19 protein-coding genes (1 of these 19 cut by a window edge) are annotated in these 23,076 nt (G+C 71.7%); 9 read left to right on the forward strand and 10 right to left on the reverse strand.

Translation table 11 applies throughout. The features are described 5' to 3' along the window. Window positions 1-54: 54 nt before the first annotated feature. Complete coding sequence (locus C9F11_RS29625) at window positions 55-1,014, forward strand: bifunctional riboflavin kinase/FAD synthetase (protein WP_138962131.1); 960 nt, start codon at window positions 55-57, stop codon at window positions 1,012-1,014. 25 nt (window positions 1,015-1,039) lie between these two features. Here the strand turns inward: C9F11_RS29625 and C9F11_RS29630 are convergent, their stop codons facing one another. From C9F11_RS29630 to C9F11_RS29665, 8 genes are all read right to left on the reverse strand, one after another. After that, on the reverse strand, window positions 1,040-2,080 hold the full coding sequence (locus C9F11_RS29630; RefSeq protein ID WP_138962132.1) for an ABC transporter ATP-binding protein: 1,041 nt from the start codon (window positions 2,078-2,080) through the stop codon (window positions 1,040-1,042). 55 nt (window positions 2,081-2,135) lie between these two features. Further along, entirely contained in the window at window positions 2,136-3,125 is a 990-nt protein-coding gene (locus tag C9F11_RS29635) for an ABC transporter ATP-binding protein (protein ID WP_138967130.1), read from the reverse strand. 83 nt (window positions 3,126-3,208) lie between these two features. Then, window positions 3,209-4,135: an ABC transporter permease gene (locus C9F11_RS29640; protein WP_138962133.1), complete on the reverse strand. Its 927-nt coding sequence runs from the start codon at window positions 4,133-4,135 to the stop codon at window positions 3,209-3,211. Next, window positions 4,132-5,223 (reverse strand): ABC transporter permease, encoded by a 1,092-nt coding sequence (locus C9F11_RS29645; protein WP_138962134.1) that lies wholly within the window; start codon window positions 5,221-5,223, stop codon window positions 4,132-4,134. Before C9F11_RS29645 ends, C9F11_RS29640 begins: the two co-directional genes overlap by 4 nt. A gap of 41 nt (window positions 5,224-5,264) precedes the next feature. Then, complete coding sequence (locus tag C9F11_RS29650) at window positions 5,265-7,124, reverse strand: ABC transporter substrate-binding protein (protein ID WP_138962135.1); 1,860 nt, start codon at window positions 7,122-7,124, stop codon at window positions 5,265-5,267. 336 nt (window positions 7,125-7,460) lie between these two features. After that, window positions 7,461-10,742: an SCO5717 family growth-regulating ATPase gene (locus C9F11_RS29655; protein ID WP_138962136.1), complete on the reverse strand. Its 3,282-nt coding sequence runs from the start codon at window positions 10,740-10,742 to the stop codon at window positions 7,461-7,463. 373 nt (window positions 10,743-11,115) lie between these two features. Then, a complete protein-coding gene (locus tag C9F11_RS29660; RefSeq protein WP_138962137.1) occupies window positions 11,116-11,424 on the reverse strand; it encodes a DUF397 domain-containing protein in 309 nt (102 codons plus the stop codon). A 111-nt stretch (window positions 11,425-11,535) separates the two neighbouring features. Beyond that, on the reverse strand, window positions 11,536-12,378 hold the full coding sequence (locus C9F11_RS29665) for a hypothetical protein (RefSeq protein ID WP_138962138.1): 843 nt from the start codon (window positions 12,376-12,378) through the stop codon (window positions 11,536-11,538). Window positions 12,379-12,586: 208 nt separating this feature from the next. Between C9F11_RS29665 and C9F11_RS29670 the strand changes: the two genes are divergently transcribed. The 6 genes from C9F11_RS29670 to C9F11_RS29695 all read left to right on the forward strand — a co-directional run bounded on the left by C9F11_RS29670 (window position 12,587) and on the right by C9F11_RS29695 (window position 20,084). Then, window positions 12,587-14,236 carry a PQQ-binding-like beta-propeller repeat protein gene (locus C9F11_RS29670; RefSeq protein ID WP_138962139.1) on the forward strand — a complete coding sequence of 550 codons (1,650 nt, stop codon included), beginning with the start codon at window positions 12,587-12,589 and terminating at the stop codon, window positions 14,234-14,236. 291 nt (window positions 14,237-14,527) lie between these two features. Next, window positions 14,528-14,815, forward strand: a complete 288-nt coding sequence (gene rpsO / locus C9F11_RS29675) for a 30S ribosomal protein S15 (protein ID WP_030363216.1) — start codon at window positions 14,528-14,530, stop codon at window positions 14,813-14,815. Between the two features lie 384 nt (window positions 14,816-15,199). Continuing rightward, a complete protein-coding gene (locus tag C9F11_RS29680; RefSeq protein ID WP_138962140.1) occupies window positions 15,200-17,428 on the forward strand; it encodes a polyribonucleotide nucleotidyltransferase in 2,229 nt (742 codons plus the stop codon). Beyond that, complete coding sequence (locus C9F11_RS29685) at window positions 17,425-18,804, forward strand: pitrilysin family protein (RefSeq protein ID WP_138962141.1); 1,380 nt, start codon at window positions 17,425-17,427, stop codon at window positions 18,802-18,804. The genes C9F11_RS29680 and C9F11_RS29685 overlap by 4 nt, the downstream gene beginning before the upstream one ends. A 60-nt stretch (window positions 18,805-18,864) precedes the next feature. Continuing rightward, window positions 18,865-19,617 carry a 4-hydroxy-tetrahydrodipicolinate reductase gene (dapB, locus tag C9F11_RS29690; RefSeq protein ID WP_138962142.1) on the forward strand — a complete coding sequence of 251 codons (753 nt, stop codon included), beginning with the start codon at window positions 18,865-18,867 and terminating at the stop codon, window positions 19,615-19,617. A gap of 14 nt (window positions 19,618-19,631) precedes the next feature. Then, window positions 19,632-20,084 (forward strand): tetratricopeptide repeat protein, encoded by a 453-nt coding sequence (locus tag C9F11_RS29695; protein ID WP_138962143.1) that lies wholly within the window; start codon window positions 19,632-19,634, stop codon window positions 20,082-20,084. 55 nt (window positions 20,085-20,139) lie between these two features. On the opposite strand, the gene C9F11_RS29700 is transcribed toward C9F11_RS29695, so the two are convergent. Together C9F11_RS29700 and C9F11_RS29705 are read right to left on the reverse strand one after the other, a co-directional pair. After that, complete coding sequence (locus tag C9F11_RS29700) at window positions 20,140-20,700, reverse strand: PH domain-containing protein (protein WP_138962144.1); 561 nt, start codon at window positions 20,698-20,700, stop codon at window positions 20,140-20,142. Between the two features lie 144 nt (window positions 20,701-20,844). After that, the gene (locus C9F11_RS29705) at window positions 20,845-21,084 is read right to left on the reverse strand and encodes a hypothetical protein (RefSeq protein WP_138962145.1); all 240 of its coding nucleotides are present in this window, start codon (window positions 21,082-21,084) and stop codon (window positions 20,845-20,847) included. 427 nt (window positions 21,085-21,511) lie between these two features. On the opposite strand from C9F11_RS29705, the gene dapA reads away from it, so the two are divergent. Next, on the forward strand, window positions 21,512-22,411 hold the full coding sequence (gene dapA, locus C9F11_RS29710; protein ID WP_138962146.1) for a 4-hydroxy-tetrahydrodipicolinate synthase: 900 nt from the start codon (window positions 21,512-21,514) through the stop codon (window positions 22,409-22,411). Window positions 22,412-22,541: 130 nt separating this feature from the next. Further along, window positions 22,542-23,076, forward strand: the 5' portion of a protein-coding gene (locus C9F11_RS29715; protein ID WP_138962147.1) for a ribonuclease J. 1,151 nt of this gene lie beyond the right edge of the window; only the first 535 of its 1,686 coding nucleotides appear in the window; its start codon is at window positions 22,542-22,544; its stop codon lies off the right edge, out of view.

Raw genomic sequence — 23,076 nt, forward strand, 5'->3', positions numbered from 1 at the left:
AAGGGAACGTACACACGTACGGGACGTACACGGGTTCGGCGAGGAGCGAAGACAGTGCAGCGCTGGCGTGGCTTGGAGGACATTCCCCAGGACTGGGGGCGCAGCGTCGTCACCATTGGTTCCTACGACGGCGTGCACCGCGGTCACCAGCTCATCATCGGCCGCGCGGTGGCCCGCGCGCGCGAGCTCGGCGTGCCCGCCGTGGTCGTCACCTTCGACCCGCACCCCAGCGAGGTCGTGCGCCCCGGCAGCCACCCGCCGCTGCTCGCCCCCCACCACCGGCGCGCCGAGCTGATGGCCGACCTCGGTGTGGACGCCGTGCTCATCCTGCCGTTCACGACCGAGTTCTCGAAGCTGTCGCCCGCCGACTTCGTGGTGAAGGTCCTCGTCGACAAGCTGCACGCCAAGGCCGTCGTCGAAGGCCCCAACTTCCGCTTCGGGCACCGCGCCGCGGGCAACGTGGAGGTCCTCGCCGAGCTCGGCGAGACGTACGACTACGAGGTCGAGGTCGTCGACCTGTACGTGAGCGGCGCGGCGGGCGGCGGCGAGCCGTTCTCGTCGACGCTCACCCGGCGCCTCATCGCCGAGGGCGACCTCGCGGGCGCCCACGAGATCCTCGGCCGCCCGCACCGCGTGGAGGGCGTGGTCGTCCGCGGCGCCCAGCGCGGCCGCGAGCTCGGCTTCCCCACGGCCAACGTGGAGACGCTGCCGCACACCGCGATCCCCGCCGACGGCGTGTACGCGGGCTGGCTGCACGCCCAGGGCGAGGCCATGCCCGCGGCCATCTCCGTCGGCACGAACCCGCAGTTCGACGGCACCGAGCGCACGGTCGAGGCCTACGCCATCGACCGCGTGGGCCTCGACCTGTACGGGCTGCACGTGGCCGTGGACTTCCTGGCCTTCGTGCGGGGGCAGGCGAAGTTCGAGTCCATCGAGGCGCTGCTGGTCGCCATCGGCGACGACGTCAAGCAGGCCCGGGCGCTCGTCGAGGGCTACGAGGCCGACCGGGGCTGAGGTTCATCGCCCTTCGGGCTCGTCCTCAAACGCCGGACGGGCTGTGGGGGTCGCTCGCCGTCGCCCAGTGACAGGCCACTTGGGGGTCGCCCCCGCCCGACAGGACCGGCAGGTCCTTCGTACGGCAGTCCCGGGCCACCCCCGCCCGCTCCGCCTCGCCGCTGGCGAGGACCTGGCAGCGGACGTGGAAGCGGCAGCCCGACGGGACGCGGGACGGGTCCGGGGGCTCGCCGGTGAGCACCACGGGCTCGCCCTCCGCCTCCGGCAGAACCGACAACAGGGCCTTCGTGTACGGGTGCTGAGGGGCCGTCAGGACCTCTTCGACGGCTCCCGTCTCGACGATGCGGCCCAGGTACATCACCGCCACCCGGTCGGCGATGTTCCAGGCCAGGCCCAGGTCGTGGGTCACGACGAGCGCGGAGAGGCCGAGCTCGTCCCGCAGCCGCAGCAGCAGGGCGAGGATCTCGCCGCGCACGGACGCGTCCAGGGAGGCCACCGGCTCGTCCGCGACGATGAGTTCGGGCTCCAGGACCAGCGCGCCCGCGATGACGACGCGCTGGCGCTGGCCGCCGGACAGCTCGTGCGGATAGCGCAGGAAGAACCGCTCCGGCGGGCGCAGCCCCGCCCGTGACAGGGCCTCGGCGACGGCCGCCCGCTCGTCCCCCGCGTACCGGTGGATGCGCAGGCCCTCGGCGACCGCCTCGTACACCGTGTGCCGCGGGTTGAGCGACCCGCTCGGGTCCTGGAGCACCAGCTGGACGCGCTTGCGGTACGCCTTCAGGGCGCGGGAGCGGTGGCCGAGCGGCTTGCCGCCGAACGTGACCCGGCCCGACGTGGGCGGCACCAGGCCGAGCAGCGAGCGCGCGAGGGTCGTCTTGCCGCAGCCGGACTCGCCGACGAGCGCCACGATCTCGCCCGGCCGGATGTGGAGGTCCACGCCGTCCACGGCCCGCGCCGGATCCGCGCCGTGCCGCCCGGGAAACGTGATGTGCAGGTCGTCGGCCGCGAGCAGCGGCGCCGCTGCCGCCGACGGCACGGGCGGCGTGGCGGGGGAGTGGGTGGTCATGCGCGTCTCCTCGCGGCCGGGGGCCAGGGCGGGCGGATCGGGGTGCGCGGCCCGGTCACGGCGCCCCGTCCACGGCCGCCGGGGCCTGCTGGGCGGGGACCTGGGAGCCCACGTGCACACAGGCCGCCCGGTGGGCCGGGCCCGCGGCGCGCAGGGCCTGGTCCTGCTCGGCGCAGGAGTCGAGGGCCACCGGGCAGCGCGGATGGAACGTACAGCCCCGCGGGAGCGCCGAGGGGTCCGGCGGGTCGCCGGGCAGGCCGCGCGGCGCGTACCGCGAGCCGGGGTCCCCGACGCGCGGGAAGGCCGCCGAGAGGGCCTTGCCGTACGGGTGCTGGGCCCGCTCGTACACCTCCCGGGCCGGGCCCTCCTCGACGACGCGGCCCGCGTACATCACCGCGAGCCGGTCGCAGGTGTCGGCGAGCACCGCCAGATCGTGGCTGATCATGATCAGGCCGAGGTCCTGCTCGGCCACGAGCTGTTCGATCAGGCGCAGGATCTGGGCCTGGATCATCACGTCGAGTGCGGTCGTCGGCTCGTCCGCGATGATCAGGCGCGGATCGCAGGCGAGCGCCATGGCGATCATCACGCGCTGGCGCTGGCCGCCGGACAGCTCGTGCGGATAGGCGTCCGCGCGTGCGCCCGGAAGGCCCACGTGTTCCAGCAGCTCACGGGCCTTCTTCTTGGCGCCCGCCGGCGTCGCCTTCTTGTGCAGCAGGATCGGCTCGGCGATCTGGTCGCCGATGCGGTGCACCGCGTTCAGCGAGTGCATGGCGCCCTGGAAGACCACGGAGGCGCCCGCCCAGCGGACCGCGCGCACCCGGCCCCACTTCATGGTGAGCACGTCCTCGCCGTCGAGGAGGACCTCCCCGGTCACCCTCGTCCCGGCGGGCAGCAGCCGCAGCAGGGCCAGGGCGAGCGTGGACTTGCCGCAGCCGGACTCGCCCGCGACGCCCAGCTTCTGCCCGGCGCCCACGGTCAGGTCGACCCCGCGCACGGCGGCGGCCCCGGACGCGTACGTCACTTCGAGGTTCCTGACGTCGAGCAGGGGCTGCCCGGCGTCCTGTCCGGCCGCGGCCGGGGGGTCGGTCGCGGTGTGCGCGGTGGTCACGGATGCCTCTGGTTCGGCGGTCAATGGGACACCCCCAGCCTGGGGTTGAGCACGGACTCCACGGCCCGCCCGCACAGCGTGAACGCGAGCGCGACCACGGCGATGGCGATGCCGGGCGGCGCCAGGTACCACCAGTCGCCCGCACTGACGGCACCCGCCTCGCGGGCGTCCTGGAGCAGCCCGCCCCAGGAGACCGCGGTCGGGTCGCCGAGGCCGAGGAAGGCGAGCGTGGCCTCGGTGAGGATGGCGCCCGAGATGACGAGGGTCGTCTGCGCGAGCACCAGCGGCATGACGTTGGGCAGCACGTGGCGGAGCATGATGTGGGTGTGCCCGCCGCCGAGGGCGCGGGCCCGCTCGATGTAGGGGCGGGACTCGACCGCCAGCGTCTGCGCGCGCACCAGACGGGCCGTCGTGGGCCAGGTCGTGACGCCGATGGCCAGGATGATCGTGCTCAGGGAGCCGGACATCACGACGGCCAGGGCGATCGCGAGCACCAGCGTGGGCATCACGAGGAACCAGTCGGTGACGCGCATCAGGACCGTCCCGTACCAGCCGCGGTAGTGCCCCGCCGTGATGCCCACGACCGTGCCGATGGCCACGGACAGGAACGCGGCGAGCAGCCCGATGGTGAGGGAGATCCGCGCCCCGTACACCAGGAGCGCGAGCAGGTCGCGCCCGAACTGGTCGGTGCCGAGCGGGAACTCGCCGTTGGGGGACTCCATGGCGTCGCCCGGCGCCCGGGTCACGCTGTCCGCGTCCGAGCCGACGAGCAGCGGCGCGAAGACCGCGGCGAGCGAGATCAGGACGAGCACGGCGAGGCCGAAGAGCCCCGCCCGGTGGGTGCGGTACTCGCGCCAGAAGCGGGCCGCGGAGTGCCGTCGGCGCGCCCAGGTGAGGGCGCGGGGGCGGGGCGCCGGGGCCGGTGCGGCGCTCGTCTCGGTCGTCATCGTCCCACCCTCGGGTCGAGCAGCGGATAGATCACGTCGGCGACCGTGTTCATGAGGATCACCGCGGTGGCGAAGACGAAGAACAGGCCCTGCACCAGGGGCAGGTCGGGCACGCTCAGCGCCTGGTAGAACAGGCTGCCGAGGCCCGGCCAGGAGAAGACGGTCTCGACGAGGATCGCGCCCGCCACCACGGTGCCCAGGTTCACGAACATCAGCGTGACCGTCGGCAGGAGCGCGTTCGGCACGGCGTGGCGGCGGCGCACCAGGTCGTCCCTGAGCCCCTTGGCGCGGGCCGTCGTCAGATAGTCGCTGCCCATCTCGTCGAGCAGCGAGGAGCGCATGACGAGCAGCGTCTGCGCGTATCCGACGGCGACGAGCGTGAGCACCGGCAGGATCATGTGGTGCGCCACGTCCACCACGTACGCGACGCCGGTCTCGTCGCCGCTCTCCATGCCGCCGGTCGGGAAGAGGCCGGGCAGCGGCCCCGCGCCCACCGAGAAGGTGATGATGAGCAGCAGACCGAGCCAGAACGACGGCACCGAGTACAGGGTCAGGGCGAGCCCGGTGTGGAACCGGTCCCCGATCCGGCCGTTGCGCCACGCCGCGCGCGTGCCGAGCCAGATGCCGAGGAGCGTGTAGAGGACGTACGCCGTCCCGGTGAGCCACAGCGTCGGCCCGAGCGCCTCGGTGATCTTGTCCATGACCGGGGCGTGGAACTGGTACGACGTGCCGAAGTCCCCGGTGAGGACGTTGCCGCAGTAGTCGGTGAACTGCTTCCACACCGGGTCGTCGAGGCCGAACTCGGCGCGCATCGCCGCCAGTTGCTCGCTCGACACGCGGCGCCCGCCGGTCATCTGCTTCACCGGGTCGCCCGGGATGAGCCGGAAGAGGAAGAAGCTCGTGACGAGCACGGCGAACATCGAGACGAGCGCGCCGCCGAGCTTGCCCGCGACGTACGTCAGATAGGCGGTGGTGTTGCGGGCCCGGGGGCCGCGGCTCCGGCGGCCGGCCGGTGTGGCCGGGCCGGACGCCGCGTCCTCCGCCTCGGCGGCGAGGAGCGCCGCCGCGCTGTTGTCTGCCGCGGTCATGCGCTGCTCGCGGTGTGGGTCGCGGGGTTCTTCGTCATCCGTTACTCGCGGTCCTCTGCGGTCGAGCGGCGGCGCAGGGCGATCAGGGCTCCGCCGCCCACGACCACCGCCGCGGCGACGGCGATACCGATGATGACACCGGTGGAGCCGCCCCCATCGGAATTGCCGTCCCCACTCGCCGGGGTCGCCGACCACCAACTCCAATAGCCGTCCTGGCCGTAAATGTTGCCCGCGGCCTCCGGCATGGTGGTGATGGACTTGATCTGGTCGGTGCGGTAGGCCTCGACGGCGTTCGGGTACGCCATCACGTTCATGTAGCCCGAGTCGTACAGCCAGGACTGCATCTGCCGGACGATCGCCGCGCGCTTGGCCGGGTCGTACTCGGCGAGCTGCTTCTCGTACAGGTCGTCGAACTTCTTGTCGCAGATGAAGTTGTCGGTGGCGGCGCTCTCCTTCGCCTTCTCGGGGAGCGCGGCGCAGGTGTGGATGCCGAGGACGAAGTCCGGGTCCGGATTCACCGACCAGCCGTCGAAGGCGAGGTCGTACTCACCGGCGTACCAGGGAACGGAGACGTCGTCGAGACAGTTCACCTTGAGCCCGATGCCGAGGTCGCCCCACCACTCCTTGAGGTACTTCCCGACGGCCTTGTCGTTGGGGTCGGTGGCGTGGCAGAGGATGCGGAAGTCGAGGGGCTTGCCGTCCTTGCCGACGCGCTTGCCGCCGCTGTTCTTCTTGTACCCGGCCTTGTCCAGGAGGGCCGCGGCCCGCTTCGGGTCGTACGCGAGCCTCTGGTCCGGGGACGGCTGCCAGGCGTACTCGGAGAAGCGCGGCGGAATGTATCCGGCGCCCTCGACGGCGTTGCCCTGGAAGACCTTGTCCACGATCGTCTTGCGGTCGACGGACAGGAAGAGGGCCTGCCGCACCCGCTTGTCGAGCAGCGCCGGATGGCCGTCGCCGAACTTCTTCCCGTCCCGGGTCCGCGCCCCCGGGTTGGTGGCGATGGCGAAGAAGCGCCGCCCGGGGCCGTTGTTCACCTTGATGTCGGACTCGCCCTTGAGGCCGTTCGCCTGCGCGGGCGTGAGTGCGGGCTGCCCGGCGACGAAGGACACCTCGCCCTTCTTGAGCGCGGCGACGGCCGCGTCCTGGTCCTTGTACGTCTTGAAGACCAGCTCGTCGAACTTCGGCGCCCCGCGCCAGAAGTCCTTGTTGGCCTTCAGTCGCACGTACCGGTCGACCTTGAAGTCGGAGAGGACGAAGGGGCCGTTCCCGACGACGGGGAAGTCCTTGTCGTTGTTGAACTTGGAGAGGTCGTCGACCTTCTCCCAGACGTGCTTGGGCACGATGGGGACGTCGAGCGCCGCCATCGTGGACTGCGGCTTCTTCAGCTCGATGACGAGCCGGGTGGGGGAGGGTGCCGTCACCTTCTTGAAGTTGGTGACGAAGTTGGAGTTGGCGGTGGCCGTGCCCTCCTTGGACATGATCTTGTTGAACGTCCAGGCGGCGTCCTCGGCGGTCGCCTTCTTCCCGTCCGACCACGTCGAGTCGGACCGGATGGTGTACGTCCATGTGAGCTTGTCCGCCGACGGCTTCCATTCGGTGGCGAACCCCGGGACGGTGTGGTTGTCCTTCGGGTCGTAGTTCGTGAGGTACTCGTACGTCAGCCGGTGGATGCTGGTGCTGAGCAGCCGCTGGGCCAGGAACGGGCTGAGCGAGTCCACGCTCTGCGCGACCGCGACGGTGAGCGTCTTCTTGCCGTCGCCCTTGGCGTGGGCCTGCTGCGGAGCCGGGTTGAGCGGTGTCGCGAGCCCGGCCGTGAGGCCGAGGGCGGCGAGGGCGCCGCCCGCGACGAGGAGCCGGGAGCGGCTCGTGCTGGTTCTGCCGTGCTGATCTCGTGTGTCCATGGGTCGGTGACCTCGCGTCATCGCTCGCGCAGGGATGGCTGGTTACGACTGAGTACGGCTGGTGTACATGGGGTCGATCAAGGAGGGCCCGTTGGATGCTGTGTGTCTACCAGCGCCAGTCTGCACGCGTCAACGGCCGGTGAACCCCATGTGGCCTGCGGAAATAACGAGTTGACCGGGATTTCATCCGCATTGGTCAAGACCACTGAAGCCTCCCAGGCCAGGGGGTGACGCCCTGGTCAGCCGTTCCTCCCCGTCCCTGCTCGGCTAAGCATGCGCCCAAATGGGGCGGGCCCGCACCGAGTGACGGCACGGGCCCGAAGGGTGGAACGAGAGCTACTGCTGAGGTGGAGCCATCTGCCCAGGCCCCGGCGGGGGCTGCTGGGGGTAGCCCCCGGGGGCACCCCCGTACGGCTGGGCCCCCGGCACGGGATACCCCTGCTGCCCCGACAGCCCCTGCTGCCCCGGCAGCCCCTGCTGCCCCGGCAGCCCCTGCTGCCCCGGCAGCGGCGGAGCCACCCGCGGCGGCGGGTTCCCGTCCGAGGTCCACAGCCCCTGTGCCTGCTGCGCCCGGGTGAAGTCCTCACCCACCATCGCGGCCAGCGTGAAGTACGCCTCCCGCACCTTCGGCCGCATCATGTCGAGGTCGACCTCGGCCCCGGCGGCGAGGTGCTCGTCGAAGGGCACCACGACCACCCCCCGGCAGCGCGTCTCGAAGTGCGACACGATGTCCTCCACCTTGATCATCTTGCCGGTCTCGCGCACCCCGGAGATGACCGTGATGGACCGCTGCACCAGATCCGCGTACCCGTGCGCGGAGAGCCAGTCCAGCGTCGTGGAGGCGCTGGACGCCCCGTCCACGGACGGCGTGGAGATGATGATGAGCTGGTCGGCGAGGTCGAGCACCCCGCGCATCGCGCTGTAGAGGAGCCCCGTGCCCGAGTCCGTCAGGATGATCGGGTACTGCTTGCCGAGGACGTCGATGGCGCGCCGGTAGTCCTCGTCGTTGAAGGTCGTGGACACGGCGGGGTCGACGTCGTTGGCGATGATCTCCAGGCCGGACGACGCCTGCGAGGTGAAGCGCCGGATGTCCATGTACGAGTTGAGGTACGGGATGGCCTGGACGAGGTCGCGGATGGTCGCCCCGGTCTCGCGCCGCACGCGCCGCCCGAGCGTACCGGCGTCCGGGTTGGCGTCGATGGCGAGGATCTTGTCCTGCCGCTCGCTGGCGAGGGTGGAGCCGAGCGCGGTCGTCGTGGTCGTCTTGCCGACGCCGCCCTTGAGGCTGATGACGGCGATGCGGTAGCAGGAGAGCACCGGGGTGCGGATCAGCTCCAGCTTCCGCTGCCGCTCGGCCTCCTCCTTCTTGCCGCCGAGCCGGAACCGGGAGCCGCCTACGGGACGGCTGCTCTTGGTCTTCTGCTTCTTGTTGTTGAGCAGCCGGTCGGAGGACAGCTCCACGGCCGCGGTGTACCCGAGCGGCGCCCCCGGGTTGGTGCGCTCGCGCTGATCGTGCCGCACGGGCTGCGGCCAGGCGGTTCCGGTGCGCGGGTCGACGGGCGCCTGCGGCTGGGGTTGCTGCGCCTGCGCGGCCTGGACGGGAGGCAGGGGCTGCGCGGGCGGGAGCGGCTGCGGGGCGGGCTGCGGCGGCTGGGCCTGCGGGGCCTGCGGGGTCTGCTGGGGCACGGGGGCCGGGGGAGTGGCCTGGGGGAAGCCGTAACTGCCTTGGGGAGCAGGCGGGTTGGCCGGATGGGCGTAGCCCGGCTGCGGCTGCTGCGGCGCGGCGGCGGCCTCGGGCGCGGCTGAGGCGGGGAAGCCGTACCCGCCCTGCGGTGCGGCGGGCGGGACCGGCCCGGTGGGCGCGTTCCAGGCCTGCGGTACCGGCGCGGGGGCCTGGGGCTCGACGGGCGGCTGGGCCTGGGCCTGCGGCGTGGCAGGGGGCGCGACCTGGTTCTGCGCGGGCCACTGCGGCGCGGCCGCCGGTGCGGCGGGCTGGAACGCGGGCGGCAGCGGCGGCAGTCCGCCCTGCGGCGCGGGCGGCGGGCTCCACGCGGGCGGCGCGGCGTCGGGTACGTCGGCGGGCGCGGCCTCCGGTGCCGCCGGGGGAGCGACGGCTTCGGCCGGGGCGACGGGCACCCCCGTGGGAGGCGGAGCGACGATCGGGGCCCCGGTGGGAGGCGGCAGGTTGACGGGCGGACCGGTCGGCGGCACGTCGGCAGGCGGGCCGGTGGGCGCCGGGGTGTCGGCGACCGTGCCGAAGGAGGGCGGGACGTCGACGGGGGCCCCGGTGGGCGGTGGCGCGTCGACCGGCGGGGCGGAGGCGGGCGCGTCCACGGCGGCCGCGGGGGCGGAGCCCTCCCGGCCCTCGCCCTCACCGGCAGCCCCTGCTTGAGCCGCACCGCTCACGGAGCCGTCGAAAGGCGTGCTGCGGGGGGTGGCGGCGTCGGAGGCTGTGCTGGTGGGGGCCGTGCTGTGGGGGGCGGTGGCGTCGGAGGCTGTGCTGGTGGGGGCCATGCCTTGGGGAGCGGTGGCGTCGGGCGCCGCGCCGGTGGCGGCCGAGCCGTGCGGAGCGGCCGCGTCGGACGCCGCGCCAGTGGAAGGCGTGCCCTGCGAGGCCGTGCCTTGCGAAGGTGTGCCCTGCGAAGCCGCGGCATCGGACGCCGCGTCAACGGAAGCCACCTCCCCGGGCGCCGCATCCCCGGGGCCCGGGTAGCCGGAGGCCACCGCATGGGAGGCCACCTCTCCGGAGGCCGCCTCGCTGGAGCCCGCCGCATTGGCAGTCACCTCGCTGGAGCCCGCCTCACGGGAGGCCGCCGCATGGGAGGTCACCTCACGGGAGCCCGCCTCGTCGGAGGCCACCGCACCGGAGCCCGCCTCCCCCGAGGCCACGTCGCCGGACGGCACCGCACCCTCCGCGGCCGCACCCTTTGCGGCCAAGTCCTCCGCGGCCAAGTCCTCCGCAGCCGCAGGCTCCCCGACCGCAGCCGAGCCTTCGGCACCGCCCTCCTCCCGGGCCTCTCCAGCCTCCTCGGCCTCACCGGCGGCCTGGTCCTCGGGCCGGGCGGCGCCCTGCTCTGCCATCTCCCGCTTCAGCGCGGCAGCGGAGAACCGCATGGTCGCCCCGCTCTCCAGGTCGCCGCCCTCGGCCCCGGCACCGGCGACGGCCCCGCTCCAGTCCGAGGCCCCGCCGGAGACGGGCGGAGCCGTGGGGGGCGGTGGCACGGTCCAGTCCCGCTGGAAACCGCTGCCGACGGGAAGCTTGGGCACGGCCGTCACGGGAGCAGGGGCGGGAACACGACCGGAATCACCCGCCCTAGTACCAGTACCGGAACCAGTACCAGGGGCGGAAACGGAACCGGCGCCGGACGCCCCCGCGGCCTCACCCCCAGAGGGCTCGGCGTCGCCCGAGAACGGCGTGGACACGGGCGGAGGAGGCGTGGACACCGGCGGCGCGGCCGACGTGTCCTGACTGCTGCCGGAGGCGTTCTGCGTGTACCAGGCGGGCGGGGCGTAGTCGATGGTGAACTCGCCCGTCGTCTCGGCAGCGGACTCCGCGTCGGACTGATCGTCGACGGGTGTGTCCCAGCCGCCGCGGATCTTGTCCCGATCGCTGTTCACAATGCCTCCTGGTGTGCTCGAGCACGCTCATGCCGTGGTGGGGGGCGACCGTTCCTGTCGTCCGATCCGCCTGGCTCTCCCCGTGGGACGGACGCGTGTGCCCCGCTCGCGGGTTCTGACGTCGTGTCCCGTCCCAGCCTAATCACCAACAGCACGAGCACGGCAGGCCAGTCCGCCCCCGGAACGACGTCCTTCACGCCACGTCTCACTCAAGGACGGTCAACGACTCCCCACCATCACGAGCAAACCGGTCGCACACCGCCAAACGTCATGAAAAGCCCCTGCGGAAAAGGAAAGAGAGGGCGGAAGCGGCACTCACCGCTTCCGCCCTCTCCGGGCTCACCGCGCACCCGGCCGCTCGGCCGGGTGCGTCTCACTCCGACGGCTCGGCCGCGGGCATGCCACCGTTGTGCGGGGCGGGCTCCAGGTCGAACTCCCCGTCCCGCGCGCCCAGTACGAAGGCGTTCCACTCGGCCTTGGTGTACCGCAGCACGGTCTCGGGTGCGAGGGACGACCGCATCGCCACCGCGCCGTCCGGCAGATGGGCGATCTCCACCCGCTCCTCGTGCGCCTCGGTGCCGGGGGCGCTCTGCCATTCCACCCCGGAGATGTCGAGAGCGTAGAGCTCGTTCTTCTCGCGCTCCTTGCGCGCCCTGACTTCCTCGTCCTGTGCTTCGGCCATGGCGGAACGGCCCCTTCCCGACGTACGAACGCGCTGTGCGCACACCCTACTTGGCGGCCGACGCCCGCGGAGCGCATACGACCGGTCACGGCCGCGCGGCCGCCCGCGGGGTCACGACTTCTTGAGCGCGGCCAGGGCGTCCCGGGCGTCGGACTTGATCATCTTCTCGACCTCCTGCTCGGAGGGCGCCTTGGAGCTGCCGCTCGTACTGCTCCCGTACCAACTCCACTGGAGCTCGAAGGTGAACCAGCCGTCCCGCACGCCCAGCGTCATGCCGCCGAACTCCTTGGGCCCCGTCTTGCTGCCCGTCGACGACCGCTTCTCCACGACGAGGAAGGCCTCGTCGCCGAAGCCGTCGACGGGCTTCGTCTCGTACGCGTACGCGCCCTGCGAACGGTCCTCGAACCCCTTGTAGAGGGAGGCGAACTCGCCCTTGGGCTCGCTCTTCTTGTGCCACTGCGCGGTGCTGTTCACGAAGACGCTGCTGTAGTCGCTCGCGCTCGCGTCCTTGTCCTTGAGGCTCCAGTTGCAGTTGTTGACGTCGAGGCCCTGCTGCCGGGACGCGTAGTGGCTGTTCGGATCGCTGCCGAGCCGCGTCTCGTAGCGCTCCTTGAAGGCGTCGATGGTGACGGCGTCGCAGAGGTTCTTCTGGACGCGGTACCCGGCGAGGTCGGCCTCGCCGTCACCGCCCCCGAGCGTGCCGCCCGCGAACAGCACCCCCGCCCAGACCGCCGACGCGACCACCGCGCCGCCGAGGCCCCACACCCAAGGCGGCACGGGTCTCTTCGCCGCGGGCGGCGGCCCCTGGGGCGGGAAGGCGGGCGGCTGCCCGGCCGGGGCCGGGGGCTGCGCGTAGGGGCTCGGGGGCACCGGGCCCGGCGGCTGCTGGAGGTAGGGGTTCTGCTGGTACGGATTCGGCTGCTGCGGGCCGGGCTGCTGCGGCGGTATGGACATGGTGGGCAACGTACCCAACGCCCGTGCTGGAACCCGCCAGTCCGGCGGTATCCGCGGCCGTCGCCCCACGTGCGGGCGGTCGGCAGGAGGACACCGGCGTACGGAGCCGCGCGGCCCTTCCGTACTCTGCCTTCGGCGCTGACCCGTTGACGTGCGGCGCCCCAGTGTCATCCCGCCTCTTGGTCGACCCGGAGAAAGGCGCCCCAGCGTGAGCCAAGGCCCACCCCGTTCCCAGTTCACCCAGTCCGTCCTGGCCGTGGACAACGCGCGCAAACAGCGCCGCACGCGCCTGCTCGCGGGCCTGGCCGGGCTCCTGGCCCTCGTGCTGTGCGCGGGCGGCTGGATGGTCTGGGCCGCGGCCGACGACGGCGAGGCGGGGAACCAGGGCGCGAAGGCCGTCCAGCAGGCGCCGGACGCCATCAGGGACACCGTCGAGACGGCCCCGAGCTCCCCCGTGGGCCACCTGGCCGTCGACTACCGGGAGAAGGGGTTCGCGAAGCGGTTCGGCCGGGACGCCTCCGTGCGCGCCCCCGGCACCTGGGCCACGGACGAGACCCTCGTACGCGGTGTGGGCGGCACCCTCAAGGGCTTCGAGGTCGGGACGTCCAAGGAGGTGTGGTCGACCGACCTGGGCGGACCGGTCTGCGGTACCACCCGGCACGTCACCGCGGACGGCCGCACGGCCGTCCTCTTCCAGGAGCCCACGAAGCCCGCCGAGGACGACGACAAGAAGAGCGACGGCAAGAACAAGAAGAAGGCCGACAAGAAGAGCGACAAGAAGAGCGACAAGAAGGACGACAAGAAGGGGAGCAAGAACAAGAAGAAGGGGAGCAAGAAGGACGACAAGAAGAAGGGCGACGACAAGAAGAAGGGCAAGGGCAAGAAGGGCCGCGCCGACACCCCCGCCCCGGCACCCTGCACCCAGCTCGCCCTCGTCGACCTCGACACCGGCAAGAAGCTCTGGCAGGTCGCGCTCCCCGACGCCGAGGACGCCTCCCCGACGAGCACGAACGTGACCCTGACCCGCGGGACGGTCACCGTCGCCTGGGGCCGGGGCTCCGTCGCGTACGACATGAAGGCCGGGAAGCCGCTCTGGCGGGACACGCGCCCCTCGGCGTGCGAGAACGCGGGCCTGGCCGGCGGGAACGTCCTGCTCGCCCTGCGCCGGTGCGGCGCCGACGCCGACCGTACGTACCGCGTCCAGCGCCTCGACCCGCGGACGGGCAAGCCGCAGTGGACGTACAACGTCGCCAGCGGCGTGCAGCGCGTGCACCTCGTGTCGTCCGAGCCCGCCGTGGTGGCCGTCGCGGTCAGGGGCCCCGGCGTGGACAAGCTGCTCGCCCTCGACGACCTGGGCGCCTACCGGTCCACGGTCGACATGCCGGAGGGCCGCTACATCGACGACTGCTTCACGGCCCGCTTCGGGACCGTGGAGACCTGCGACGCCATCGTGGCGGAGCGCGACCGGCTGTTCCTCGCGACCAAGCCCAAGGACCCCGAGGTGAACCGGATCGTCTCGTTCGACTTGGCGACGGGCAAGGTCGTCCGCAGGTTCGACTCGCGGGGCCGCGGTGCGATGTACCCGCTGGAGCTCAGCGGCGGCAAGCTGCTCGCCTTCCGGGGGAGCGCCGACGGAGTCGCCCCGGACGCCGTCGTGAGCCTGGACCCGGAATCGGGCAGGGAGACCCCGTTCCTGCTGTTCAGCGTCCCGGACGCCGCCGGACCCGTGAAGCCGGGGGAGACCGACGTGCTCGTCGAGGGGGGCCGGGTCTTCATCGCCCCCAAGGAGCTGCGCGCCGAGCGGGGCGAGGACGGGGAGGGCGCGGCCTACGGCGCCCTGGGCGTCGAGGGGGCGTGACCGGCGGACACCCGGCGCGCGACCCCCGGCAACGCGTCATGGGACCCGCCCCGGACCGCCCCCACGGCGGTGACGGAGAGCCGACACGCCCAGGCTGGTACGCTGTGTAACGCTCGCTTGTCTGCGCACATCCCCAGGCCCCCGGCCGGTGGACCGCGCGACGCGGCATCCCGCCGCAAGGCGGACCCCACCTCTCCCGGGTGGACCCCCTGCCTCCCGAGTACCGGAAGCACCCCTGAGAAGAAGACCAGGGGCGCTCGGAGGCGAACAAGGACATCACAAGGAGTTCGCGTGTCGCTCGACGCCGCCACGAAGAAGCAGATCATGACCGAGTTCGGCCAGAAGGAGGGCGACACCGGCTCCCCCGAGGTCCAGGTCGCGCTGCTCTCGCGCCGCATCTCGGACCTGACCGAGCACCTGAAGACGCACAAGCACGACCACCACTCCCGTCGTGGTCTGCTGATCCTGGTCGGCCAGCGTCGCCGCCTGCTTCAGTACCTGGCCAAGAAGGACATCCAGCGCTTCCGTGCCCTGGTTGACCGCCTGGGCATCCGCCGCGGTGCGGCGGGCGCCAAGTAAGACGCCGTGAAGGGAGCGGTTCCCACTCGAAGCACTCGAAGGGGGCCGCTCCCTTTGCTGTACGTGCGCGGTGTCACCGACGCTTTGTAGTCTGGTGACGTCCGACACAGCCCCGGACGTGCAAGCGGGGCCCGGCGCGCCCGCGCGGGCCTCACCGCACGACCACGGGCACAACCACATAAGGAGAGGCGCACCCAGCCGCCGCCGGTCCTCGGTAGTGGTCTCCGGGATACGCGAGTACGAGTCCCCGGGGGCTTCGATCGAAGACCGGCCCGCACCCACGGCGCGCTTCTCCGCACCGCTCCCACGCCACACGGGCAGGGGCGGACCCCGGGCCACACGGGCCCAGGGGTGAAAAGACGATACGTAACGGAGAAACCGCTAGTGGAGAACGAGACCCACTACGCCGAAGCCGTCATCGACAACGGCACCTTCGGCACCCGCACCATCCGCTTCGAGACGGGCCGCCTGGCCCGTCAGGCCGCCGGCTCCGCCGTCGCCTACCTGGACGACGACACGATGGTCCTCTCGGCCACCACCGCGTCCAAGAAGCCCAAGGACCAGCTCGACTTCTTCCCCCTGACGGTGGACGTCGAGGAGCGGATGTACGCGGCCGGGAAGATCCCCGGTTCCTTCTTCCGCCGTGAGGGCCGCCCCTCCGAGGACGCCATCCTCACCTGCCGCCTCATCGACCGCCCGCTGCGCCCGTCCTTCAAGAAGGGCCTGCGCAACGAGATCCAGGTCGTCGAGACGATCATGGCGCTCAACCCCGACCACCTGTACGACGTGGTCGCGATCAACGCCGCCTCCTGCTCCACGCAGCTGGCCGGCCTGCCCTTCTCGGGCCCGATCGGCGGCACGCGCGTGGCGCTCATCAAGGGCCAGTGGGTCGCCTTCCCGACGCACACCGAGCTCGAGGACGCCGTCTTCGACATGGTCGTCGCCGGTCGCGTCCTCGAGGACGGCGACGTCGCGATCATGATGGTCGAGGCCGAGGCCACCGAGAAGACCATCGAGCTCGTCAAGGGCGGCGCCGAGGCGCCGACCGAGGAGATCGTGGCCGCCGGCCTGGAGGCCGCGAAGCCCTTCATCAAGGTCCTGTGCAAGGCCCAGTCGGACCTCGCCGCCAAGGCCGCCAAGCCCACCGGCGAGTTCCCGATCTTCCTCGACTACGAGGACGACGTGTTCGAGGCCCTCACCGCCGCCGTCAAGCCGGAGCTGGCCCAGGCGCTGACCATCGCGGGCAAGCAGGAGCGCGAGACCGAGCTGGACCGCGTCAAGGCGCTGGCCGGCGAGAAGCTGCTCCCGGAGTTCGAGGGCCGCGAGAAGGAGATCTCCGCCGCGTACCGCTCGCTGACCAAGGCCCTGGTCCGTGAGCGCGTCATCAAGGAGAAGAAGCGCATCGACGGCCGCGGTGTCACCGACATCCGCACCCTGGCCGCCGAGGTCGAGGCCATCCCGCGCGTGCACGGCTCCGCCCTGTTCGAGCGCGGCGAGACCCAGATCCTGGGCGTGACGACGCTGAACATGCTCCGGATGGAGCAGCAGCTCGACACCCTTTCCCCGGTGACGCGCAAGCGCTACATGCACAACTACAACTTCCCGCCGTACTCCACCGGCGAGACCGGCCGCGTCGGCTCCCCCAAGCGCCGCGAGATCGGCCACGGCGCCCTCGCCGAGCGCGCCCTCACCCCGGTGCTCCCGACGCGCGAGGAGTTCCCCTACGCGATCCGTCAGGTCTCCGAGGCCCTCGGGTCCAACGGCTCGACGTCCATGGGCTCCGTCTGCGCCTCCACCATGTCGCTGCTGAACGCCGGTGTGCCCCTGAAGGCCCCCGTCGCCGGCATCGCCATGGGTCTGATCTCCCAGGAGATCGACGGCGAGACGCACTACGTCACCCTCACCGACATCCTCGGTGCGGAGGACGCCTTCGGCGACATGGACTTCAAGGTCGCCGGCACCAAGGAGTTCGTGACCGCCCTCCAGCTCGACACCAAGCTGGACGGCATCCCGGCCTCCGTCCTGGCCGCCGCCCTGAAGCAGGCCCGCGACGCCCGCCTGCACATCCTCGACGTGATGATGGAAGCGATCGACGTTCCGGACGAGATGTCCCCGAACGCGCCGCGGATCATCACCGTCAAGATCCCGGTGGACAAGATCGGTGAGGTCATCGGCCCGAAGGGCAAGATGATCAACCAGATCCAGGAGGACACCGGCGCCGACATCACGATCGAGGACGACGGCACCATCTACATCGGTGCCGCCGACGGCCCGGCCGCCGAGGCCGCCCGCGCCACGATCAACGGCATCGCCAACCCGACCATGCCGGAGGTCGGCGAGCGCTACCTGGGCACCGTCGTGAAGACGACGACCTTCGGCGCGTTCGTGTCGCTGCTCCCGGGCAAGGACGGTCTGCTGCACATCTCGCAGATCCGCAAGCTCGCCGGCGGCAAGCGCGTGGAGAACGTCGAGGACGTCCTCGGCGTGGGCCAGAAGGTCCAGGTCGAGATCGCCGAGATCGACTCCCGCGGCAAGCTCTCCCTGATCCCCGTGATCGAGGGCGAGGACGACGCCGACAAGGCCGAGGACGCGAAGGACGACGCCGCCAAGTGACGTCCCGTAGCTCCAAGGCGACGGCCCGCACCTCTTCGGAGGCGCGGGCCGTCGCCCGTACCCAAACCCTGATCAAGGGCAGCAACGGCATCGGCACGGTCCGTAAGACCACCCTCCCCGGTGGGCTGCGCGTCGTCACCGAGACCCTCCCGTCGGTCCGTTCGGCCACCTTCGGCATCTGGGCCCACGTGGGCTCCCGCGACGAGACCCCGTCCCTGAACGGTGCGACGCACTACCTGGAGCACCTCCTCTTCAAGGGCACCAGGAAGCGCAGCGCCCTGGACATCTCCTCCGCGATCGACGCCGTCGGCGGCGAGATGAACGCCTTCACGGCCAAGGAGTACACGTGCTACTACGCGCGCGTGCTCGACACCGACCTGCCGCTGGCCATCGACGTGGTCTGCGACATGCTCACCGGCTCGCAGATCCGCCAGGAGGACGTCGACGCCGAGCGCGGCGTCATCCTCGAAGAGATCGCGATGACGGAGGACGACCCGGGCGACTGCGTGCACGACCTGTTCGCGCACACGATGCTCGGCGACACGCCCCTCGGCCGTCCGGTCCTCGGCACGGTCGACACGATCAACGCCCTCACCGCGGACCGCATCCGCCGCTTCTACAAGCGGCACTACGACCCCACCCACCTGGTCGTCGCCGCCGCGGGCAACGTGGACCACCAGAAGGTCGTCCGCCAGGTCCGCGCCGCGTTCGACAAGGCGGGCGCCCTCACGCGCACCGACGCCACGCCCATCGCCCCGCGCGCGGGCGTGCGCCGCGTCCGCACCTCGGGCCAGGTCGAGGTCGTCGACCGCAAGACCGAGCAGGCCCACGTCATCCTCGGCATGCCGGGCCTGGCCCGCACCGACGAGCGCCGCTGGGCCATGGGCGTGCTGAACACCGCGCTCGGCGGCGGCATGTCCTCGCGCCTGTTCCAGGAGGTCCGCGAGAAGCGGGGCCTGGCCTACAGCGTGTACTCGTACACCTCGGCGTTCGCCGACGCCGGACTGTTCGGCGTGTACGCGGGCTGCCGCCCCAGCCAGGTCCACGACGTCCTCAAGATCTGCCGGGACGAGCTCGACCACGTCGCCGAGCACGGTCTGACGGACGACGAGATCAGGCGCGCGATAGGCCAGCTGGCGGGCTCCACGGTCCTCGGCCTCGAGGACACCGGCGCGATCATGAACCGCATCGGCAAGAGCGAGCTGTGCTGGGGCGAGCAGATGTCGGTCGACGACATGCTGGCCAGGATCGCGGAGGTCACCCCGGACGAGGTGCGCGAAGTGGCCCGGGACATCCTGGGGCAGCGGCCTTCGCTCTCCGCGATAGGCCCGCTGAAGGACAAGCAGGCCGCCCGCCTGCACGAAGCGGTGGCCTAGGCCCGGGACTCCCGGACCCAGGCCCCGTCCGACCCATAACTCGGTTAAGGAAACAGGCAGATGAGCAAGGTGCGCGTGGCGGTCATCGGCGCCAAGGGCCGGATCGGCTCCGAGGCCGTACGAGCCGTCGAGGCGGCCGACGACATGGAACTGGTGGCGGCCCTCGGCCGCGGCGACAAGCTGGAGGCGCTGGTCGAGGCCGGCGCCCAGGTCGCGGTCGAGCTGACCACACCCGGTTCCGTGATGGGCAACCTCGACTTCTGCGTCCGGCACGGCATCCACGCCGTCGTCGGTACGACGGGCTGGACCGACGAGCGCCTCGCGCGGCTGCGCGGCTGGCTGGACGCCGCCCCGGGCACCGGCGTCCTGATCGCGCCGAACTTCTCCATCGGCGCGGTCCTCACCATGAGGTTCGCGCAGCTCGCGGCACCGTACTTCGACTCCGTCGAGGTCGTCGAGCTGCACCACCCGCACAAGGCCGACGCCCCCAGCGGGACCGCCACGCGCACCGCCCAGCTCATCGCCGAGGCCCGCCGGGCGGCGGGCAGCGCCCCGCAGCCGGACGCCACGGAGACCGCCCTCGAGGGCGCCCGCGGCGCGGACGTCGACGGCGTCCGCGTGCACGCGGTGCGGCTGAACGGCCTCCTCGCCCACCAGGAGGTCCTCCTCGGCGGCGAGGGCGAGACCCTCACGATCCGCCACGACTCGCTGCACCACAGCAGCTTCATGCCGGGCATCCTCCTGGGTGCCCGCAGGGTGGTGGAGACCCCGGGCCTCACCTTCGGCCTGGAACACTTCCTGGACCTGGACTGAGCCGAGCCGAAGCCATGCGCGCAAAGATCACCTACGCCGTCACGGCCGCCGTCCTGGTCGTCTACTTCGTCCTGGTCGGCAGCCGTGGCGTGCTGCTCATACAGCACGGCACCGTGCTCACCGTGACCTTCGGGGTCGCGGTGCTCGTCCTGCCGGTCATCGGCGTGTGGTTCCTGTGGCAGAACACGCGCTTCGTCCAGCGTGCCAACCGGCTCGCGGCCGAGCTGGAGGCCGAAGGCGGCCTGCCCGTCGACGAGTTGAGGCGCACGCCCAGCGGGCGCATCGACCGCGACTCGGCCGACGAGGTCTTCGCCCGGCGCAAGGCCGAGACGGAGGACACCCCGGACGACTGGCGCTGCTGGTTCCGCCTCGCCATCGCCTACCACGACGCCCGGGACACCCCCCGCGCGCGCAAGGCCATGCAGCGGGCCATCGCCCTGCACGAGGGCAGGCCGCTGAGCGTCTGAGGGCCCGCGCCCGGTGCCGTACGGACGGACGCCCCGGGTGCCGTACGAGCGGGGGCTAGGCCGTACGGCCGTATTCGTCCGCCCACACCTCGATGGTGTCGGCGGCGCGGTCGAAGGCGGTGCGGCGCGCGAGGAAGTCCGCCCCGCGGTCGGTGAGCAGCGTCGCCCGCTCGCCCGCGGGCCGGTCGAGGCGGACGAGCGTCAGGGCCTGCCCCTGCACCGTGCGGGGCAGCCCGAGCCACCGCACGGGCTGCTGAACGGTGCGCACGGCGGCGATCCGCGCCCACGGCACGGTCCGGGTGCGGAAGAAGGTCACGTGGCGCAGGCCGTGCGCGCTGACCCAGGTGCCCACGCGCAGCAGCCGGACGGCGGCGCAGATGACGAGTGCGGCCACGCCCACGCAGACGCCCGCGCCCGGCAGGGCGCCCGCGAAGGCGATGATCACGGCGGCCACGAGGACGAACGAGGCGAGGAGCAGCAGTACGGCCGCGGCGGCCACGCGCCAGGGACCCGGGCGGTAGGGCCGCCGCCAGTGGTCGCGGTCGTCGAACGGGAGCGCGACGTCCTTGCCCGCGTCGTCGAAAGCGCGGTCCGCGGTCAGGAAAGGCAGGGGCACGGCTGGTCCTCACTCACTCCACGCACGGGTTGTGCCCGGTGAGGCTATCGAGCCGTGTCCCCTGCTACCAGCGTTGGGGGCCCAAGGGGGTACCCGACGGGGCCAAGGGGGTGCCTCGGCGCCCGTCCGTGTCGTACGCGGCCGTCAGCGGCCGTCGGAGGCCTCGGACTGCTGGGTCTTGGCGGGCGACTGGTCGGCGGACATCGCGGGCATGCCGAAGAGCACGGAGCCCACGAGACCGGCGACCACGGTGAGCCCGATGAGCGTACGGCCCACGAGCTGACCGGCCGTGGCGCGCTGACGGGGTGGGGGAGTGACATTGCTGCGGAACTTGTCGGCTTCGGCGATGAAGGCGAACGGGACGGGCTCTCGCCGACGGAACATGGGGCGCGCTTCTCCTCACGAGTCTCGAACGGAACTCTGTCACCTACACAGACGCTCGAATCGACCAAAAGGTGCCCAGTTTCGGCAAATTCGCCGAAGATTGTCATGAGGGGTCACCGCACGGCCGATTGCCCGAACTGCACCCCGGAGGGGTCACCGTCCCGTGACGCACGCCGAGTTCGACGGCCGCGGCCGCGGCCGTCCCGACCGCCGGGCCGGGGCACATCCGGCCCGGCACGGCACAGATGTACGGACGGGCCGATAGAAGTGTCCGTATTGCGGCATTTCTAGAAGTTCATCTAGCCTGATCAAACGGACCCGGCACTGCTTGAACCCCCGAGCAGGCAGTGCCGGGCTCCCTGAGTGTCAGACCCAGCACATCCCCCGAGGGGCGACCCCGCGCTGAGCAGCGAGTAGCGTGTTACCCATGGCTCCGACCTCGACTCCGCAGACCCCCTTCGGGCGGGTCCTCACCGCCATGGTCACGCCCTTCAGGGCGGACGGCGCACTCGACCTCGACGGCGCGCAGCAGCTCGCCGCCCACCTGGTGGACGCAGGCAACGACGGCCTGATCGTCAACGGCACCACCGGCGAGTCCCCGACCACCAGCGACGCGGAGAAAAACGAGCTCGTACGGGCCGTCCTCGAAGCGGTCGGCGACCGCGCCCACGTCGTCGCGGGCGTCGGCACCAACGACACCCGCCACAGCATCGAGCTGGCCCGCGCCGCCCGGGCCGCCGGCGCCCACGGCCTCCTCACGGTCACCCCGTACTACAACAAGCCCCCGCAGGAAGGCCTCTACCGGCACTTCACCGCGATCGCCGACGCCACCGACCTGCCGGTGATGCTGTACGACATCCCGGGACGCAGCGGCGTACCGATCAACACCGAGACGATCGTGCGTCTCGCCGAGCACCCGCGTATCGTCGCCAACAAGGACGCCAAGGGCGACCTCGGCCGAGCCAGCTGGGCGATCGCCCGCTCCGGTCTCGCCTGGTACTCCGGTGACGACATGCTCAACCTGCCGCTCCTCTCGGTCGGCGCGTGCGGCTTCGTCTCCGTGGTCGGTCACGTGGTCACGCCCGAGCTGCGTGCTTTGCTGGAGGCGTACCTCAACGGCGACGTGCAGAAGGCCACGGAGATCCACCAGAAGCTGCTTCCGGTCTTCACGGGCATGTTCCGTACGCAGGGAGTGATCACCAGCAAGGCGGCGCTCGCCCTGCAGGGACGCCCCGCGGGACCGCTGCGGCTGCCGCTCGTGGAGCTCTCGCCGGAGGAGACGGCCCAGCTCAAGATCGATCTTGCGGCCGGCGGGGTACAGCTCTAAACACAGACTTCACAACTCAATACGCAACACATCCGCAGGCCAGGTGCCTGCACCCACAACTGCTACTGCACGAACGTCACGCGCGCCACGTGCCCCGGAGGTACGTGGCGCGCGTGGTGAGGAGAGTCTTTTGAGTCATCCGCATCCTGAACTCGGCGCTCCGCCGAAGCTCCCGAAGGGCGGTCTGCGGGTCACCCCGCTCGGCGGCCTCGGCGAGATCGGCCGGAACATGACGGTCTTCGAGTACGACGGGCGTCTGCTGATCGTCGACTGCGGAGTGCTCTTCCCCGAGGAGGAGCAGCCCGGAATCGACCTGATCCTGCCGGACTTCACGTCCATCCGTGACCGCCTCGACGACATCGAGGGCATCGTCCTCACGCATGGCCACGAGGACCACATCGGCGGTGTCCCCTTCCTCCTGCGCGAGAAGCCGGACATCCCGCTGATCGGCTCCAAGCTGACCCTCGCCCTGATCGAGGCGAAGCTCCAGGAGCACCGCATCCGTCCGTACACGCTCGAGGTCGCCGAGGGCGACCGGGAGCGCCTCGGCCCCTTCGACTGCGAGTTCGTCGCGGTCAACCACTCCATCCCGGACGCCCTCGCGGTCGCGATCCGCACCCCCGCGGGCATGGTCGTGCACACGGGCGACTTCAAGATGGACCAGC

It is taken from the genome of Streptomyces sp. YIM 121038, assembly GCF_006088715.1.
GTDB lineage: Bacteria > Actinomycetota > Actinomycetes > Streptomycetales > Streptomycetaceae > Streptomyces.

Coding starts and splice junctions, on each gene's coding strand:
- C9F11_RS29630 (WP_138962132.1), bottom strand. CDS start 2,080: ATGACCACCCACTCCCCCGCCACGCCGCCCGTGCCGTCGGCGGCAGCG.
- C9F11_RS29640 (WP_138962133.1), bottom strand. CDS start 4,135: ATGACGACCGAGACGAGCGCCGCACCGGCCCCGGCGCCCCGCCCCCGC.
- C9F11_RS29645 (WP_138962134.1), bottom strand. CDS start 5,223: ATGACCGCGGCAGACAACAGCGCGGCGGCGCTCCTCGCCGCCGAGGCG.
- C9F11_RS29650 (WP_138962135.1), bottom strand. CDS start 7,124: ATGGACACACGAGATCAGCACGGCAGAACCAGCACGAGCCGCTCCCGG.
- C9F11_RS29660 (WP_138962137.1), bottom strand. CDS start 11,424: ATGGCCGAAGCACAGGACGAGGAAGTCAGGGCGCGCAAGGAGCGCGAG.
- C9F11_RS29665 (WP_138962138.1), bottom strand. CDS start 12,378: ATGTCCATACCGCCGCAGCAGCCCGGCCCGCAGCAGCCGAATCCGTAC.
- dapB (WP_138962142.1), top strand. CDS start 18,865: ATGAGCAAGGTGCGCGTGGCGGTCATCGGCGCCAAGGGCCGGATCGGC.
- C9F11_RS29695 (WP_138962143.1), top strand. CDS start 19,632: ATGCGCGCAAAGATCACCTACGCCGTCACGGCCGCCGTCCTGGTCGTC.
- C9F11_RS29705 (WP_138962145.1), bottom strand. CDS start 21,084: ATGTTCCGTCGGCGAGAGCCCGTCCCGTTCGCCTTCATCGCCGAAGCC.
- dapA (WP_138962146.1), top strand. CDS start 21,512: ATGGCTCCGACCTCGACTCCGCAGACCCCCTTCGGGCGGGTCCTCACC.